This window comes from Mariniphaga anaerophila, from assembly GCF_900129025.1.
Lineage (GTDB): Bacteria > Bacteroidota > Bacteroidia > Bacteroidales > Prolixibacteraceae > Mariniphaga > Mariniphaga anaerophila.
In genome coordinates this window covers 750,868-768,978 of the sequence record NZ_FQUM01000001.1, presented here as the reverse complement: position 1 = coordinate 768,978, position 18,111 = coordinate 750,868, and the positions used below count along the sequence as shown (strand labels likewise).

Below are 18,111 nucleotides of genomic sequence, written 5' to 3'. Positions count from 1 at the left end.
ACTGAGATATTTGGATTTTCAGACATTCCCAAAGTCTGAATAACCAGTAATCCGAAAATCTTGTGTCTTGATTCTTGAATCTTGGTTCTAATTTTAAAAAGATGAAAAGAAATTATTTGAAAAAGCTAATCAACACCTTGTTAGTAGTTTTAATCTGTGCTTCGGCAGCACATGCAAAAAAAGAGCCTAATACACTTACAAAGAAAGAAAAGAAACAAGGATGGGTGCTGCTATTCGATGGGAAAACAACCAAGGGATGGCGTGCTGCTGTTACCAATAAGACTGGTTTCCCCGATAATAAAGATGGATGGGCTGTTGAAGACGGAAAGTTTATCATCCTTGCAGGTGGAAAAGGTGGAGATATTGTAACCTTAAATAAGTACAGCGATTTTGAATTGCGCGTTGAATTTATGGTGAAAGAGCACAAGTCGAACAGTGGGATTAAATATTATGTTTCGGAAACTAAATATAGAAAAGGCGAGGCTCTTGGAATTGAATTTCAAACAGAAAATTCAGATCAGGGAGATAGAATAAAGGTTGCACTGGCTGCTGCTTATGATATTTTTCCTGCAGACCAAAGCAAGGTTCGTGCTGCTGAGCCAGGTAGCTGGAACAAAGTAAGGATTGTATCGAAAAACAAGGTTGTACAGCACTGGTTAAATGGAAAAAAAGTGCTGGAATATGAGAGAGGAAGCAAGGCATTTAAAGATGCTGTTGCAAACAGTAAATTCCATAATATCTCAAATTTTGGAGAGTTGAAAGAAGGACGCTTTTTACTTCAGGACCACGGCAATGAAGTTGCTTTCAGAAATATAAAAGTACTGGAACTATAAATTATAGAATTTAAATCATGAAACGGGCATGTAAGTTTGCTCTCTGCACAAGAGAATAACCTTTGTGAAAATTACATGAGTCACCCAAAAAAATAGAAGTATGAAAGATAATTCAAACGAAAAAAGGTTTTCAAGAAGGAAGTTCCTAGGAGCCACTGCAGTAACTGCTGCAGGCGTGACAATTCTTCCCAGTAATGTTATAGCTGGTTTGGGGCACAAAGCCCCAAGTGATAAACTAAACATTGCATGTGTTGGTATTGGTGGAATGGGACGTCAGGATATCAATAAGATGACGACGGAAAACCTTGTTGCCATGTGCGATGTTGACTGGTCTTATGCAGCAAAAACACTTAACGATTTTCCCAAAGCCAGGCGCTTTAAAGACTGGCGCAAAATGTATGATGAAATGGGAAAAGATTTTGATGCTGTATTAGTAGCCACGGCTGACCATACACACGCCATTATTGCAGCTAATGCGATTACAATGGGGAAGCATGTTTATGTGCAAAAGCCCTTAACACATTCGGTTTACGAATCGCGATTACTTACCAAACTGGCAGAAAAATACCAGGTGGCAACACAAATGGGTAACCAGGGAGCGTCTGTACTTGGAACGAACCTGACAGTGGATTGGTTATGGAATAACGAGATTGGTGAAGTAACAAGGGTGGATGCCTCTTCTGACCGTCCAATCTGGCCACAAGGTTTAAATAGCCCTGTACAGGAAAATCTGGTTCCTAAAACTTTGGATTGGGACTTGTTTACCGGTCCTGCGGCAATGCGTCCGTTTAACGAAGTGTATCATCCCTGGAATTGGCGTGGCTGGTGGGATTATGGTACAGGCGCACTTGGCGATATGGCTTGCCATATTTTACATACCGTATTTGAAGGATTACAATTAGAATACCCTACAAAAGTACAGGGAACTTCAACAACTGTAATGGCCGATGCCTGCCCAACAGCTGAGAAAGTAATTTATACCTTCCCTGAGAGGGGTAAGAAAGATAAATTAAAATTACCTGAAGTTAAGGTAAACTGGTACGACGGAGGACTTACACCTCCCCGCCCTGAAGGATTTGACGGCAAAGACCTTTCTAACTGTACCATTTTTTATGGAACAAAAGATATAATGGTTCACGGAAGTCATGGAGGGGAGCCTGTTTTAGCTTCGGGAAGAGTGCCTAAAGCTCCGGCAAAGCTTCGTCGCGTAGAGGTGTCGCATCAACAGGACTGGATTAGGGCCTGTAAAGAATCACCTGAAAACAGGGTAAAACCAATATCAGACTTCAGTGCAGCCGGGCCTTTTAATGAAATGGTGGTAATGGGTGTGTTGGCAGTACGACTACAGGGACTTAAGAAAGAACTTAATTGGGATGGTAAAAATATGAGGTTTACAAACATTGGTGCCAACGAAGAATTAAAATTCAGGCTTAAGGATGACTTCAGTATCCATAATGGCCATCCAACCTGGAACAACAAGGATACCGATCCTGTAAATGCTCAGAAGTTTGCAGAAGAGTTAATAAAACATACATATCGCAACGGTTGGAAATTGCCGGATATGCCGGTTTAAGTTCATTTATAATAAAATAGCCTTCGGGCTATTTTATTGTTGTTGTGTGCAACGAGCACAAGGACGAAAAATAATCCGGTAATCTACCTGTCAAAATAAACAAAATGAAAACTTATACCCTATTACTAGCCCTAATTGCAATCATTGCACTATCGTCGTGTAAACAGTACAAGAAGTACAAAGATGTCCCTTTCACTGAACCCAATCCGAAACCGTGGGAAGATCCTACGGTATTTGCAATAAACAAAGAAGCTCCTCATGCACATTTTATCCCTTTTACATCAGCAGAGCAAGCTCGTGCCGGGAATAAGTGGCAGTCACCTTTGTTAAAGTCCTTAAACGGAACCTGGCAATTTCATCTGTCACAAAACCCGTCGGAACGCCCGTTCTGGTTTTTTCAGGACGATTTTGACACACGCGACTGGGACGAAATTGCTGTGCCTGCCAACTGGGAAGTTGTTGGGTTCGATTACCCAATTTATACCAATGTAAAATATCCCCATGCCAAAACCCCTCCCTTAATCCAGGAACACTACAACCCTGTAGGCTCTTACAAACGCACTTTCGAAGTGCCGCAAGAGTGGAATGGTAGTGATGTGATTCTTCATTTTGGTGCCGTAAGCTCGAGCATGAACCTTTGGGTAAACGAGCAGTTTGTGGGTTACAGCGAAGACAGCAAAACGCCTGCTGAATTTAATATCACAAAATATTTGGTTGAAGGTTCAAATACTTTGGCCGTAGAGGTTTTCCGCTGGAGCGATGCTTCTTATCTTGAAGACCAGGACTTTTGGCGCTTAAGTGGTATTACCCGCGATGTGTACCTGCAAGCCCGGGGCAAACAAGCTTTAAAAGATTTCCAGGTAGGCTCAAACCTCGATGAATCATACAAAAACGGACTTTTCTCTTTGGATGTGGAAGTAGTAAACCAAGGCAGTTTAACTGTTGAAGCAGTGCTTTCAGACAATGGAAAAGTTACTAAGAAATATTCTAAAACAAGCAACGACAAAACACTTAGTTTCGACGCTGAAATTCCAAACGTAAAACAATGGTCGGCAGAAGTACCAAACCTGTACGAACTAATCATCACACTGAAAAATGGTAACGAAATTCTGGAGGTAATTAAGCAGGATGTTGGTTTCCGTCGCATTGAAATTATTGATGCCACGCTGCGTGTGAATGGCAAATATGTGTATGTAAAAGGTGTTAATTTACACGAACACCACGATGTTAACGGGCATGTGATGGACAGGGAAACCATGATGAAGGATATAAAAACCATGAAAGAGCATAATATTAATGCCGTTCGTACATCGCATTACCCGCAACCTGCCGAGTGGTACGAACTGTGTAACAAGTATGGTTTATACCTTGTTGATGAAGCGAATATTGAATCGCATGGTTTTGGGGCAGTACACCAAGGCGACTTTGATAAAAGCAAACATGTGGCTTATTTGCCTGAATGGGCCGATGCGCACCTGTACCGTATCAATAACGTATTGCAACGCGATAAAAACCAGCCAAGTATTATAGCATGGTCAATGGGAAATGAGTGTGGAAACGGTAAGGTGTTTTTTGACGGGTACAAGATGCTGAAAGAAAAAGACCCTTCGCGTTTAGTTCAGTTCGAACAGGCAGAATCTGCTGAAAATTCAGATATCAAATGCCCGATGTACTGGCGAATTCCCCAAATGATAAAATTTGCAGAAGAAACCCCGGTTCAACCACTTATTCAGTGCGAGTATGCACATGCCATGGGAAATAGTGTTGGAAATTTCCAAGACTATTGGGATGTGATTGAAAAGTATGATATCATGCAAGGTGGATTTATCTGGGACTGGGTTGACCAGGGCTTGCTAACAACCAACGAGGCAGGAGAAGAATTTTGGGCTTATGGTGGCGATTTTGGTCCGGATACCGTTCCTTCGGATGGTAATTTCTGTAACAACGGTTTGGTAAACCCTGATCGTGCGGTAAAACCACATTTGCTGGAAGTTAAAAAAGTATACCAGCACATAGGTTTCAAGGCTGTGGATTTAAGCAAAGGGCTTATTTCAATCAAAAATAAGTACGCGTTTTTAAATACCTCTGTCTTTAACTTTATCTGGGAAGTCACAGGTGATGGAAAAACTATCGACAAAGGTCAACTTAAGAAAACCGACCTTGCTCCGGGTGAAACGAAGAATTTTGACATTGATTTTAGCTATCAACCAGAGGCTGGTGTAGAGTATTTCTTAACCCTAAAAGCTGTATTGAAAGAAGACCTAAACCTTGTAGAAGCCGGATGGACGTTGGCCGAAGAACAATTCCGTTTACCATTTAAAGCAGCGAAAACAAAACGTTCAAAAGCAAACTTACCTGAAATTAAACTTTCAGAAAATGATAAAACGATAGCTATTTTAGGTGAAGGTTTTTCTTTGGCATTTAATAAAAAAAGTGGCGAGATGTCCAGCTTTAAAAAAGGAGAAACAGAAATGCTAATCAGTGGTCCTGTACCAAATTTCTGGCGTGCCCCAATCGATAACGACTTTGGAAACGATTTGCATAATCGAAGCCGAGTGTGGCGCAAAGCAGGCGAAAACCGTAAAGTTTCAACGGTTTCAGTACAAAAAATTAATAAGGGGACAGCGAAAATCACCTTGCTATTCGACTTAGTTGATGCGGAAGGAACAAAAATCGCCGATTATAAATCAACCTATACCATATATGGTTCTGGGGATGTATTGGTTGAAAACGGTTTTAAAATGACCGGGGACAAACTTCCTGAAATAGTGCGCATGGGTATGAACCTGGTTATGCCACGTAAGTTCGACCAAATGACATGGTTTGGCCGGGGGCCACACGAATCGTACAACGACAGGAAAACCAGTGCATTTGTTGGCCTGTACAGTGGTAGTGTTGCCGGGCAGTATTGGGCATATCTCCGTCCGCAAGAGAATGGGAACAAAACCGATGTAAGATGGCTAACAATAACCGATAAAGAAGGAAACGGGCTGTTTTTTAGCGGAATGCCTTTGTCGGAGGTGAGTGCGCACCATAATATCATGGAAGATTTTGAGAGTTTGGAACGTACCGATGGTAGACAGGTTCCCGGAATTGATGTGATAAACCGGCATACAACCGATGTTAAGCCACGCGAGCTTACTACTGTAAATATCGACTATATGCAAATGGGTGTAGGTGGCGACGATAGCTGGGGAGGTGTAACCCACGATAAATACCGCTTAACAGAAAAAGAATACAAATATTCTTACCGTATAAAAGCAATTAGCAGTGCTGATGATGTGCTGGATATTTATAAAAACGGTCATCTCTTTCTGCAAGACCACGATAGCGAAGTGCATATTAAAAACCTTAAAATAAAAGAGCTTTAGATAGGTATGAAACAATTAAATCAAAGTCGTTCCCTAAGTTACATCCTTCTAATAGTGATAATTCTACAGGGAAATTTTTTAAGAGCACAAGACCTGGCAGAGAAAAAAGTTCTGAATATCACTTCAAAAGTAGAACTGAAATTAGGGAGCATTACAATACCAGGAAGCGTTGCAAGAGAAATATGTAAACCCTTTAATGAGTATGATGCATCTGAACCCGGAATGGTAATTTAATTTAATATATAACGATGAAGTATGAAAAATATAGATAGAAGAAATTTTGTTAAAAATTGTATTGTTGCAACATCGGGGATTATCGCTATACCAACTATTATACCTGCCTGTGTAAGAGGAGGGAATGGTAAAGTTGCACCTTCTGACAAAGTACGTTTTGCCTTGATAGGTTGCGGAAATCAGGGAGGTGGTGACATCATGAATTTTGTAAAAGACGAAAGGATTCAGGTTGTGGCTTTATGTGATGTAAACAAGAGAAGTAAAGGCTATTGGGCCGGAAGTGTTGGCGGACGCGATCTTGTTGAAGCCAGAATAAAAAAGTTCTACTCAGAAAAAAATAATAAACCTTTTAAAGGTTTACGGTTGAAGGAAGATTTCAGGGATGTTATTGAGATGGAGGATGTTGATGCTGTTGAAATTGCGCTTCCCGATCATTGGCACGCTATACCTTCGCTTATGGCAGCCAAGTCAGGAAAGGCAATTTATTGTCAGAAACCTTTGGCTTTAACTATTTCGGAAGGAAGGGCAATAAGCAATGCCGTAAAAAAATACAATACAGTTTTTCAAACGGGTAGTCAGCAACGTTCTGATAAGAATTTCCGGATTGTTGGAGATCTTGTGCGAAATGGTAAACTAGGGAAAATCCATACTGTTTCATGCGCCCTCCCCGGAGGTGTTCCTGATTATGGAAAAAACAAAAAAATGACCAATCCTGTACCTATCCCGAAGGGATTCAATTACGATCTTTGGTTGGGGCCCGCACCGGAAGCTCCTTATGTTCCATGTAGAACAGGAGTGAACTTCAGGTGGACACTGGATTATTCCGGTGGCCAACTTACCGACTGGGGAGGTCATCATCCTGATATTGGTATGTGGATTATGGGAACTGATAAAACTGGTCCGGTTAAAGTTAAGGCGAGTAATTATAAGTGGGCAGATCATCCGGTATGGAATACAGCCATAGAGTACCACGTTGAAGCAGAGTTTGCGGAAGGTTTTAAAATGATACTCTCCACCAATGCTGGCCATGGGGGTATTCTCTTTAAAGGAGAGGATAATTCCTGGGCACAGGCAGACCGTGGTTCACATAAGCTGTCAGACAATTTGAAAGACATTAAATTAAACGATAATGATTCTCATTTGTATAAAAGTGATGATCATTTTAGGAATTTTATTGATTGTGTGATTTCTGGAAAAGAACCAGTAGCACCTGCTGAAGGAGGGCATCGTTCAATAACAATTGCACATTTGGGCAATATGGCCATGCAGCTTCAACAGGATTTGGAATGGGATCCAAAAACTGAACGCGTGGTAAATAATGAACTGGCCAATACATTGCTGGACAGACCTAAGCGTGAGCCCTGGGATAAGATATACAAAGAATTAGTAGATGAATTGTAAGAAGGTAGAAATGGTACTTGATTCAAAGTGTTTTTGCGGTGATAAGTTTATTATTAACCCCGACGTTGAAATTCAGGTAGATTTAACAGAATTAACAGCACTGGTTGGGCTATTCACACATTTCAAAAAGCTTACTCTAAATGAAAACAATATAGGGAAGGATACTGAAGTGTGGGCACAAGGCCTGGCAGAGAAAACAGTTGTGAATATCACTTCAAAAGTAGAACTGAAATTAGAGAGCATTACAATACCGGGAAGCGTTGCATGAGAAGTATGTAAACCCTTTAATGAGTATGATGTATCTGAACCCGGAATGGTTATTAAATTATATATAGCAATGATAATTGAAAGAATTGTGAGCAAATTAAAAACAATAGTATTAAAATAATTTCTCTTCGACCAGGATTCATTCTGTTATCATTAAACTGTCCAGTCAGGAGCTGCAATTAATTAAGAATAAACTTACTCTTTTATGAAAAACTTAAAATCAATGATAATTTTAATGGGATTGCTACTAAGTTTTAGCTTTTTTTCTTGCACGAGCTACACGGATTATTCCAATATTCCTTTCGAGGAAGCCAAGTCTCCGGCCTGGCAAGTTTTGTAATTACAAGCGTAAATCTTGGAGAAAAAGTTACTGTTACGACTGAGAGACTTTAAATAAAAAAAAACGCAAAAGAGATAGATTAAAATCTGATTCATATTTGAATGGATATAAAATGAATACAAGTAGAAGAAAATTTATAAAACACATTGGTGGGGCTTCCCTCGGAACAGTTCTTTTACCAACAATTGTAAGTGCTTCGGCATTGGGTAAAGACGGTTTTGTTGCTCCAAGCGACAGGTTAAATATGGTACTTGTTGGCTGTGGCGAACAAGGAAGGTCAGACTTACACTGGTTCTTTCATCATAAAACACCCATACAATTCATTGCTGCCTGCGATGTGGATGTAAACAATGCCCAAAAGGTTAAAAAAATGGCAGATGATAAACAGGAGAATAACGATTGCAGAATATACAATGATTACCGGGAGCTGCTGGAAAAAGAGAAACCGGATTATTCCTTTAACGAGTAAACTTTATAAAAACAATATAAATGCAAATAATTAGACAAATATTTATTCTCAGTATAATTTCTATTCTGGCTCAATCCAATAGTGTAGCACAGGATAAGGAATGGGAAAACAATGTAATTTATAACGAAAAGCAGGTTCCATTTTATGAATTACCAGACCCATTGGTAACCGTTGAAGGGAAAAGAGTAGCAACCGTAGATGACTGGGAGCAAATACGCCGACCACAGATAATGGGAATGTTTGCAAGCACCATTTACGGGAAGGTGCCGCAACCCGAAAAGGAAATTGAACAAGAATTTGAACTTTTGGATACCGACGAAAAATTTCTTGATGGTAAATGCACCAGAAAACGATTGCTTTTTAATTTTAGTAATCACCGCGGAAGCGTTGGAATGCACATGGTTGTGTATTTACCTAACCATGTAAATGGACCGGTTCCTGTATTGCTGCAAATTTCTTTTTCTGGTGCAGATAGAGGAAGCATCGAAACCGATAATATTCAGAGTTATGGTAGGCTGCGCAATGGAATTCCGCTAATTCATTTTTTAAATCAAGGCTTTGGAGTTGCTTATATAAATGGCGGAGAAGCTGTTCGCGATGGTAATAGTTTTGGTGGCAACACTATCCATAAGCTTTTTTATAAAGGAAACCAAAGCCTGCCAAGAGCAGACGAATGGGGTGTAATTGGAGGTATTGCCTGGCAAGCCTCACGGGCAATGGATTATTTAGAAACAGATAATGATGTCGACCATTCAAAAGTAGCCCTTCTGGGATTTTCAAAATTAGGTAAATGCGCTTTATGGGCTGCCGCACAAGATACCCGTTTTGCAATGGCTCTTTCACAAAACTCAGGTTGTGCCGGTGCAGCACTTTGGCGCAGGTCGTTTGGCGAAAACCTGAAATATATGTTTCGCTTTCCACATTGGTTGTGCGGTAATGCACGAAAATATATTGGTAACGAAGGCGATTTACCGGTTGACCAACACATGCTATTGGCTTGTATAGCCCCACGTCCTGTGTATGTAACAAGCGGACTAAGCGATAATTGGGCAGACCCAATGGGAGAATATCTTTCAAGCCATCATGCTACACCTGTGTATGAATTGTATGGATTAAAAGGTCAGCCAACCAAAGAGCGCCCTCGGATTAACGAACCTGCCGAAGACAGAGCACTATCGTATGTTATCCGTTCAGGAGGGCATGGCTATTTTTATAAAGACTGGGACAGATATATTAAATTCATGAAGTTTCATTTTAATAAAAAGTAAAGTATGAATAATCGAATATTATTACTATTGGTAGTATGTGGAATTGCATTTTCTACCCAGCTTTTTTCTCAGGATGAAAAAAAATATATTGGAGCTATTCAAAACGAAAGCGATGTTCCGGAATACACATTACCCGATTTACTAACTACCTTTAGTGGAAAGAAAATAAAAACGGTAAAAACGTGGGAAAACCGCCGAAGACCTGAGCTTATAAAGTTCTTTGAGGAGAATATTTATGGAAAAATTCCCACACCTGCAGAGCCAATAAAAAAGACCTTTCGGGTGCTTAATGTCGATACAACTTTTCTTGAAGGCTTGTGTACCAAGAAAAGAGTTATGGTTACGCTTTCGAATAGCAAAGGTGCGGTAAGAATGAATATGGTGGTTTTTACACCAAACCATCTCAAAGGACCATTTCCGGCAATATATATGGGACATACCAATGTGGATGGCAACGGTCCTGAGCTTACTAATCCTCAAAGGTATGGACAATTAAACATGGGGGCACCAATAAGGCAGATGATGCTTAGGGGGATAGCCTTAGTTGCTTCAGATACCGGAGGACTGGTAGATGGAAACAAAAAGGATGCAGAAGTACTTGATGGCAAAATTGTTGACCTTTTCTTTCAGCCCGGGCAAACCAATACCAAAAACGACGAATGGGGAATTATGTCGATATGGGCTTATTCCTTAAGTTGTGGTATGGATTATCTCGAAACCGATGATGATATTAATTCTAAGCAGGTAGCGGTTTTGGGCTGCTCCGTAATTGGGAAAACCAGTCTGTGGGCTGCTGCACTCGACCAACGTTTTGGCATGGTTTTATCAGCTACATCAGGGCACGGTGGAGATGCACTCTGGCGTCGTCAGTTTGGCGAAACGCTTGACAATATGTGCGAATGGTTGCCCCGATGGATTGCCCGCAATGCACAAAAATATAAGGGGAAAATTAATGAAATGCCGGTTGACCAGCACATGCTATTGGCTTGTATTGCTCCACGACCTGTATTTATTAGCAGTGGTCAATACGATTTATGGGCTGATGGAAGAGGAGCCTACCTGGGCGCATATCACGCAATGCCGGTTTATAAAATGTACGGACAAAATGTTGCCTTTAAATCTGAAGAACAACCTAAGGTAAATAAAACAATTCTGAAAAGTGCAATTGGATATGAAATGAGAACTGCTTTCCATGGTTTACAATGGGAAGACTGGGAAAACTATATGAAATTTATGGAATACCATTTTATGAAAATTGAACCACGTAGTACCCACGAAATTTATTACCCCGATAACAAACTGCTTGACCATTATCCGTATAAATTGTCAGATAAACATATCGTAAAATAATGAAGACAAAGTGATGGTAAGTTCCATCGAATATCGTTAAAAACTAAAAATAGTAATAACATGAAATTTAAATTATCCATAGCCATAATAATCCTGATTCAACTTACCGCATGTGGGCAAGTAATGAATAAAAACAAGAACACAGCTGATAAAAAGGTAAATATGGCAGAGAATTATATTCGAGGATGGAATATCCTTAGTAATAATATAGGAATGGCATCAAGAGCTATTGACGCTTGTCCCGATTATGAGATAAACCATTTGCAGCTCTCGCACGATTTAATGATGGACCTTAAAGACGTTAGGGAGAACCCCAGAAAACTGATGAATACCAGAAAGCTGATTAAGGATGCCCATGAATTGGGAATCAATAATGTTTTTATATGGGACCACGCTTTGTATAGCCTCGATTATTATCCAGATAAGTTCAAGAATAAAGATGGTTTAATAAATCTCGACAATCCCGGGTTTTGGAAATGGATTAAAGATGACTATCGCTCAATGCTCGATTCTGTGCCGGGTATTAGCGGCATTGTACTAACCTTCGTAGAAACCGGTGCACAAGTGGAGGAACAGTTTTCGGAAGTACTGAAAACAGAATCGGAGAAACTGGCAAGCCTGGTAGATTCGGTGGCAAGTGTAATTATTGATGAAAGAGGATTGGAATTATACATCAGAACATTTACTCATGCACCAAAAGCTTTGGGATTTATGATTGGCTGTGTAAACCTTGTTAAGCACCCTGATGTAAAGGTGATGACAAAAGAAGTACCACACGATTTTTTTCTTCCTCACCCGGTATCCGATTTCATATATAAATTTGATAAAGAAATGCTGATTGAGTTCGACTTGGGACATGAATATAATGGACAAGGAGTGGTAGCCAGTATTCTGCCCGAAACAACCATCGAACGCTGGAAATATTTTGCCCGCCACCCCAATGTTATGGGATACGTTGCACGTACCGACCGATTTGGTTCTACGCAAAATGTAGGCAGGGCAACCGAAGTTAATATGTACGCTCTAAAGCGAATAGCCGAAGACACCACACTTACTGCCGATGTTATTGTAGAGGAGTTTATTGAAAAGAGATATGGGCAAAAAGCTGTTCCCTTGTTGAAGGACGTTTTTCTTGAATCGGATGAGATTATCGCTTCGATGTTTTATACGCTTGGGATTCAAATTGGCAAACATAGCTGTATGCAACTGGAAAATCAAAACTCATATTCGGGGCATGTAAGCGGTGTTTGGATTGACCCGCCAACAATTAAAATCGGGCATAATGTGAATAAAACATTCCATTTTTGGAGCGATGTAATTGAGCATTTAACTCCACCAAGATTTAAGGTCGGGCAATTCATTGATGAGAATGGAAATACACATTGGTCACAAATTGAGCAAAGATTAAACTATGTGATTGAAAACGGATGGGTTACGCCGGGAGAGAAAATAAACACAGAATACCTGGAGTACATCGTAACTGAAAAACGTTTTTGCGAGTCGAAAGCTGCGTGGGCGCTGGAAAAAGTAAGGGAAGCTGGCAAAGTAATTGATTCAACTGAAAACTATAACGAGTTATTGTACCTCTACGAACGAACCTTGCTTACGGCTAAATTATACGAATGTACTTTCGCTGCTTATTTTGGGTTTCGTTACTACCTTACCAATCCGCACAACGACGATGTTAATAAGCTGATTCAGTCCTCGTTAGAGAAAATGGAAAAAACCTGCGAGGAAATCCTTGCCTATCAGCATAACGACATAAACGGGCATTTTAAATGGAAAAAGGATGTTAAATATGTACAGGAACAAATATTCAAACCAATTACAGAAGGGTATCAATATGCTGATTTTAAGAAATTTCCTTATAAAAAAGTTGAATAAGACATCAAATAATTAACATGAAGACAATTAGTAATATTTTCCTTTTAACAGGCATTTTGTTTGTTCAGATAACCCAGCTCTGTGGGCAGAATTTGAAGTGGGACAATAACGTTATTTACAACGAAGCGCAGGTGCCCTTTTACGAGCTCCCTGACCCAATGATAAGCATCGATGGAAAAGCAGTAAACTCGGTTGAAGAGTGGGAGAAAGTTCGGAGACCACAGATTATGGCAATGTTTGCCGGTACTTTATATGGTGGAACTCCAATACCCGAGCAAGAGGTAGAAGTAGAGTATGAAGAGTTGAGTGTTGAGCCCGAATTTATTCAGGGCAGATGTACACGAAAACACTTACTTATTAAGTTTCGTAACAACCGGGGCACGGCGAAAATGCACATGGTAGTTTATGTTCCCAATAACGTAAATGGACCCGTACCTGCCATGCTTCGGGTAGCAGCAATCAGCGCCGAAGGAAATCTGAATGCTAATAATATTCAAGGATTAGGACAATTAAGGAATGGAATGCCATTAACACATTTCCTCGACCGTGGTTTTGCACTGGCATTTATTCAGGGCGGCGAAATAATAAAAGACGAAATCAGGTTTGGTGGTGAAACAATACACAAGCTTTTTTATAAAGGCAAGCAGAGCATGCCCCGTGCCGACGAATGGGGTGTATTGGGAGCTATTGCCTGGCAGGCTTCAAGGGCATTGGATTATTTGGAAACTGACAAAGATATAGACTCAAAAAAAGTTGCCTTGCTTGGTTCTGCCAAATTCGGACAGAGCGTTTTGTGGGCAGCAGCCCAGGACCAACGTTTTGCCATGGCACTATCGCAATGTTCAGGAGCTGCAGGCGCAGCACTCTGGCGCAGAAATTATGGCGAAAACCTAAAATATATGACCCAGGGTTCTCCACGCTGGTTATGCGAAAACGCACAAAAATATGTAGGTAACGAAGCTGATTTACCTATCGACCAGCACATGCTTTTGGCATGTATTGCCCCGCGCCCTTTATACGTTACCAGTAGTATAACCAATAATTGGAGCGACCCTATGGGAGAGTACCTTTCAACTTATCATGCTACCCCGGTATATGAGTTATATGGGCTAAAAGGACAATCAGCCAAACAACGTCCGAGAATAAACGAACCAGTTGAGGGGATTCACCTCTCTTATGCAATTCGTTCAGCCGGACCTGGAATTATTCAGGAAGACTGGGACAGGTATCTCAATTTTATGGAATTTCATTTTAAAAAGTAAAAGACAATGAAGAACACGATATTTGCCATAATTACCATATGTGGAGTACTTTTTTCAACAACAGTATTTACACAAGACAGGAAATTTTTTGGAGCTATTCAGAACGAAAGTGACGTACCTGAATATACCTTGCCCGATTTATTAACCACCTTTAACGGAAAAAAAATTACATCACTAAAACAATGGGAAAAATTTCGCAGACCCGAAATAGTAAAATTCTTTGAGGAGAATATTTATGGGAAAGTTCCTGTTCCTCCCGACCCTGTAAAAACTACATATACCATTGTGAGTGAAGATCCCAGCTATATGGATGGGCTTTGTACACGCCGACAGATTAACATCACATTCTCAAACAGTGTGGGCTCGTGGGATATGCATATTGTAACTTTTGTACCAAATCATATTAAAAAACCAGTACCTTCTATTATGTATACACTTAGCGGAGGTGCAGTAGAAGAGGGAAACTTTGTTGTTTCGCACCCTCATTCTCATTCGCTTAAGGTTTGGGGCAACCCGCCAATAAAACAGATGATGTTACGCGGCATAGGACTAGTGGGTACAGATGTAGGAGCGCTTTTCGAGTGGGATACAAAACAGGACAAGGTGCTTCATGGTGCTTTGGCAGACCTTTTTTATCATCCGGGACAAACGAATATTAATGACGATGAGTGGGGAATGATGTCGATATGGGCTTATGGTTTTAGCACTGTTTTAGATTACCTGGAGACCGATAAAAGTTTTCATCCCCGGCAGGTAGCACTTTTGGGTGCATCGGTGGTTGGGAAAGCTGGTATGTGGGCCGCTGCAAAAGACCAACGAGTGGGTATGGTTCTCTCTTGTACTGCCGGTCATGCAGGCGATGCTTTGTGGAAACGGGAGTTTGGCGAAACCCTTGAAAACATGTGTGAATGGCTGCCCAGGTGGCTTGCTCCTAACGCACAAAAGTATAAAGGACGTGTAGATGAACTTCCGGTTGACCAGCATATGATGATGGCTTGCGTTGCACCACGCCCCATTTTTATTACAAGCGGGCAATACGATTTATGGGCAGATACAAAAGGAGCCTGGCTGGCTGCTTATCATTCAATACCAGTTTATGAAATGTACGGTAAAAAGGTTGCTTTTGAATCGGACACACAACCTGCTGTGAGTGAAGTAATAATGGAAAGTTCGATAGGGTATAACTTAAGAACCGATTACCATGGAATTAGCGCTATGGACTGGGAGAAATACATGAAGTTTATAGAGTACCATTTCTTAAAAATAAAACCCCGTTCGACCCACGAAATATTTTATCCCGATGGTAAACTAATTGAGTTCTCCACAAAAAAAACTCGTTTATGATTATTGTGTTGGGCATGTAGCCGGTAAAATTGAAAAACTGGGGCAGATATTGAATATCATATTTATGCATAACTTTTTTATTTATAGATATAAATGAGATTAATAATAAATCAAACCGCACAACGCGTTACTTAAACCAACTTTTCAAATGAAAAAATCATTTCTTAATAAACTTACAATTGTACTTTTAGTTGCAATTAGTACCTTGTCTGGTTTTAAAGTACAGGCACAGGAAAAACCGGTGGACTTAGTTTATCCACACTTAGATGCAGCCAACTCGCGCTGGTTCTTTTTCTCATCGGCTTGTCGTCCGTTTGGAATGGTAAACCTTAGTCCTGATAACGAAATAGGAGGTGCCTGGGGAAGTGGCTACCGCTATGACACGCACGAAGTAAAAGGTATTAGTCATGTGCATGCCTGGCAGCTTTCAGCATTATCAGTAATGCCGGTAAACGGGGAGGCCAAAGATTTAAAAGACGATTATTATTCGCCTTTTTCGCACGAAACAGAAGTGGTGGCACCCGGCTATCATAAATTTATACTCGACCGTTTTGGAATTACTGCCGAGTTAACTTCTACAACCAGGGTGGGCTTTCATAAATACTCTTTTAGCAAAGCTGAGCAAAAGTCAATTCTTGTCAAGTTAAATGGCCCAAATGGCCCGTGTAAGATTGTGGATGGCAAAATTGAAAAAGTAAATTCGCGTGAATTTACTGGTTATGTAACCAATGCGCCAACTCGTCGCCGCCCAAAAGAAACACCGGTTTTCTTTTACATCGAATTAAGTGAACCAACACAAGAATTGGTTACCTGGCAAGAAAATGAAATTTCAGAAAAAAGTAAAGGTGTAGAAGGAATGGATGCAGGCGCAATGCTTGTTTTTAAAGATAAGCAGGAAAAGCCGCTGTTAATGAAAGTAGGTATTTCGTACTGCAGTGCGGAGGAGGCTAAAAACAACATAAAAGTAGAATTAAATCACTGGGATTTTGATAAAGTGGCTGCCGATTCTAAGGAAGACTGGAACAACTGGTTAAGCAAAATTCAGGTAAAAGGGGCTTCAAAAAACGATCGTGTTCGTTTTTACACAGATCTTTGGCATGGACTTCAGGGCCGCAGAATTATTAGTGATGCAAGCGGAACCTATTGCGATATGACCGGTGATGGGCGTAAAGTCAAACAAATTCCATTGGATAAAAATGGAAAACCTAAATTCAACCATCATAACTTTGATGCAATGTGGGGAGCGCAATGGACTATTGCAACACTTTGGCCACTGGCCTATCCGCAAGTAGCATCCGATTTCTGTAACTCAATGCTGAATTATTACAACGATGGCGGATTAATTCCTCGTGGCCCATCTGGTGGAAACTACACATACGTTATGGTTGGAGCATCTTCAACACCATTTGTTGTAAGTACGTGGATGAAAGGAATTCAGGATTTCGATATTGATTTAGCTTACGAAGGCTTAAAGAAAAACCACATGGTTGGTGGAATTATGGGAAAAGCAGGATATGAACACCGGACTTCAGAAGGTGGTGGAATTGATAAATATATTGAACTGGGTTATGTGCCGCATCCTCACGCTCCAAGAGCAGAAGCTTATCACAAAGATGGTGCTGGTATGACCATGGAATATTCTTTCCAAGACTGGACCTTGGCCCAATTGGCCAAAAGCCTTGGCAAAACCGATGATTACAATTATTTTCTAAAACGTTCTTCCAATTGGAAAAACTTATTTGATACCAGTTATGGTTTTATCCGGCCAAAAGATAATGAAGGAAACTGGCGTACACCTTATGATCCTTATGAATACCAAAACGATGGATTTGTAGAATCTAATGCAGCGCAAATGACCTGGTATATTCCACAAGACTATGCAGGTTTGGCAGAATTAATGGGAAGTAAAGCTGCAATGGCCAGCAAACTTAATAACGAATTTGCGCAAGCTCAAAAACTGGGCTTTACAGCTGGTAAAAAACACTCTGACGAAAACAGAAAACGCGCACGAAATATATCTATCAACTACGGAAATCAACCATCTATGCAATGTGCATATATCTTTAACGATATTGGTGCAGCCTGGTTAACTCAAAAATGGAGTCGTGCTGTAATCGACTCGGTTTATACCGGCGTTTCTCCTTATGTTGGTTTTAATGGAGACGAAGATCAGGGCTTAATGGGGTCGCTTTCGGTTCTTATGAAAATCGGTCTTTTCCAATTGGATGCAGGAGCAAGTGAAAACCCTAAGTACCAAATTGGAAGCCCAATTTTTAATGAAATTACTATTTCTTTAAGCGATAATTATTATTCAGGAAAGACTTTTAAGATTACAGCCAATAACAACAGTAAAGAGAACATTTATGTACAGTCGGTAAAACTAAACGGAAAGTCGCTGGGCAGAATGTACCTGCTTCACGATGAAATTATTTCAGGTGGAGAGATGGTATTGGAAATGGGACCAGAACCCAATAAAGAATTAAAATAGAATTTTATTGTTAAAATTGAAAGAACT

The 18,111-nt window shown here is 40.4% G+C and carries 12 protein-coding genes; all 12 read left to right on the top strand.

Translation table 11 applies throughout. The features are described from left to right. Positions 1-101 precede the first annotated feature (101 nt). The 12 genes from BUB08_RS03095 (at position 102) to BUB08_RS03035 (ending at position 18,084) form a co-directional block, all read left to right on the top strand. Entirely contained in the window at positions 102-833 is a 732-nt protein-coding gene (locus BUB08_RS03095; RefSeq protein WP_072998756.1) for a 3-keto-disaccharide hydrolase, read from the top strand. Between the two features lie 100 nt (positions 834-933). Further along, complete coding sequence (locus BUB08_RS03090; protein ID WP_072998755.1) at positions 934-2,406, top strand: Gfo/Idh/MocA family protein; 1,473 nt, start codon at positions 934-936, stop codon at positions 2,404-2,406. Between the two features lie 104 nt (positions 2,407-2,510). Continuing rightward, positions 2,511-5,777: a beta-galactosidase, LacZ type gene (locus BUB08_RS03085; RefSeq protein ID WP_072998753.1), complete on the top strand. Its 3,267-nt coding sequence runs from the start codon at positions 2,511-2,513 to the stop codon at positions 5,775-5,777. Between the two features lie 255 nt (positions 5,778-6,032). Continuing rightward, positions 6,033-7,412, top strand: coding sequence for a Gfo/Idh/MocA family protein (locus BUB08_RS03075; RefSeq protein WP_072998750.1), 1,380 nt, complete (start codon positions 6,033-6,035; stop codon positions 7,410-7,412). Continuing rightward, entirely contained in the window at positions 7,402-7,680 is a 279-nt protein-coding gene (locus BUB08_RS03070) for a hypothetical protein (protein WP_139249595.1), read from the top strand. The genes BUB08_RS03075 and BUB08_RS03070 overlap by 11 nt, the downstream gene beginning before the upstream one ends. A 451-nt stretch (positions 7,681-8,131) precedes the next feature. Further along, positions 8,132-8,488, top strand: coding sequence for a Gfo/Idh/MocA family oxidoreductase (locus tag BUB08_RS03065; RefSeq protein WP_072998745.1), 357 nt, complete (start codon positions 8,132-8,134; stop codon positions 8,486-8,488). 20 nt (positions 8,489-8,508) lie between these two features. Next, positions 8,509-9,756, top strand: a complete 1,248-nt coding sequence (locus tag BUB08_RS03060) for a glucuronyl esterase domain-containing protein (protein WP_072998744.1) — start codon at positions 8,509-8,511, stop codon at positions 9,754-9,756. Between the two features lie 3 nt (positions 9,757-9,759). After that, on the top strand, positions 9,760-11,106 hold the full coding sequence (locus BUB08_RS03055) for a glucuronyl esterase domain-containing protein (protein ID WP_072998742.1): 1,347 nt from the start codon (positions 9,760-9,762) through the stop codon (positions 11,104-11,106). A gap of 60 nt (positions 11,107-11,166) precedes the next feature. Continuing rightward, positions 11,167-12,990, top strand: coding sequence for a hypothetical protein (locus BUB08_RS03050; protein ID WP_083570538.1), 1,824 nt, complete (start codon positions 11,167-11,169; stop codon positions 12,988-12,990). A gap of 17 nt (positions 12,991-13,007) precedes the next feature. Further along, on the top strand, positions 13,008-14,252 hold the full coding sequence (locus tag BUB08_RS03045; RefSeq protein ID WP_072998740.1) for a glucuronyl esterase domain-containing protein: 1,245 nt from the start codon (positions 13,008-13,010) through the stop codon (positions 14,250-14,252). 6 nt (positions 14,253-14,258) lie between these two features. Continuing rightward, entirely contained in the window at positions 14,259-15,596 is a 1,338-nt protein-coding gene (locus BUB08_RS03040) for a glucuronyl esterase domain-containing protein (RefSeq protein WP_072998738.1), read from the top strand. A 148-nt stretch (positions 15,597-15,744) separates the two neighbouring features. Then, the gene (locus BUB08_RS03035; RefSeq protein ID WP_072998737.1) at positions 15,745-18,084 is read left to right on the top strand and encodes a GH92 family glycosyl hydrolase; all 2,340 of its coding nucleotides are present in this window, start codon (positions 15,745-15,747) and stop codon (positions 18,082-18,084) included. The last annotated feature ends 27 nt before the right edge of the window (positions 18,085-18,111 follow it).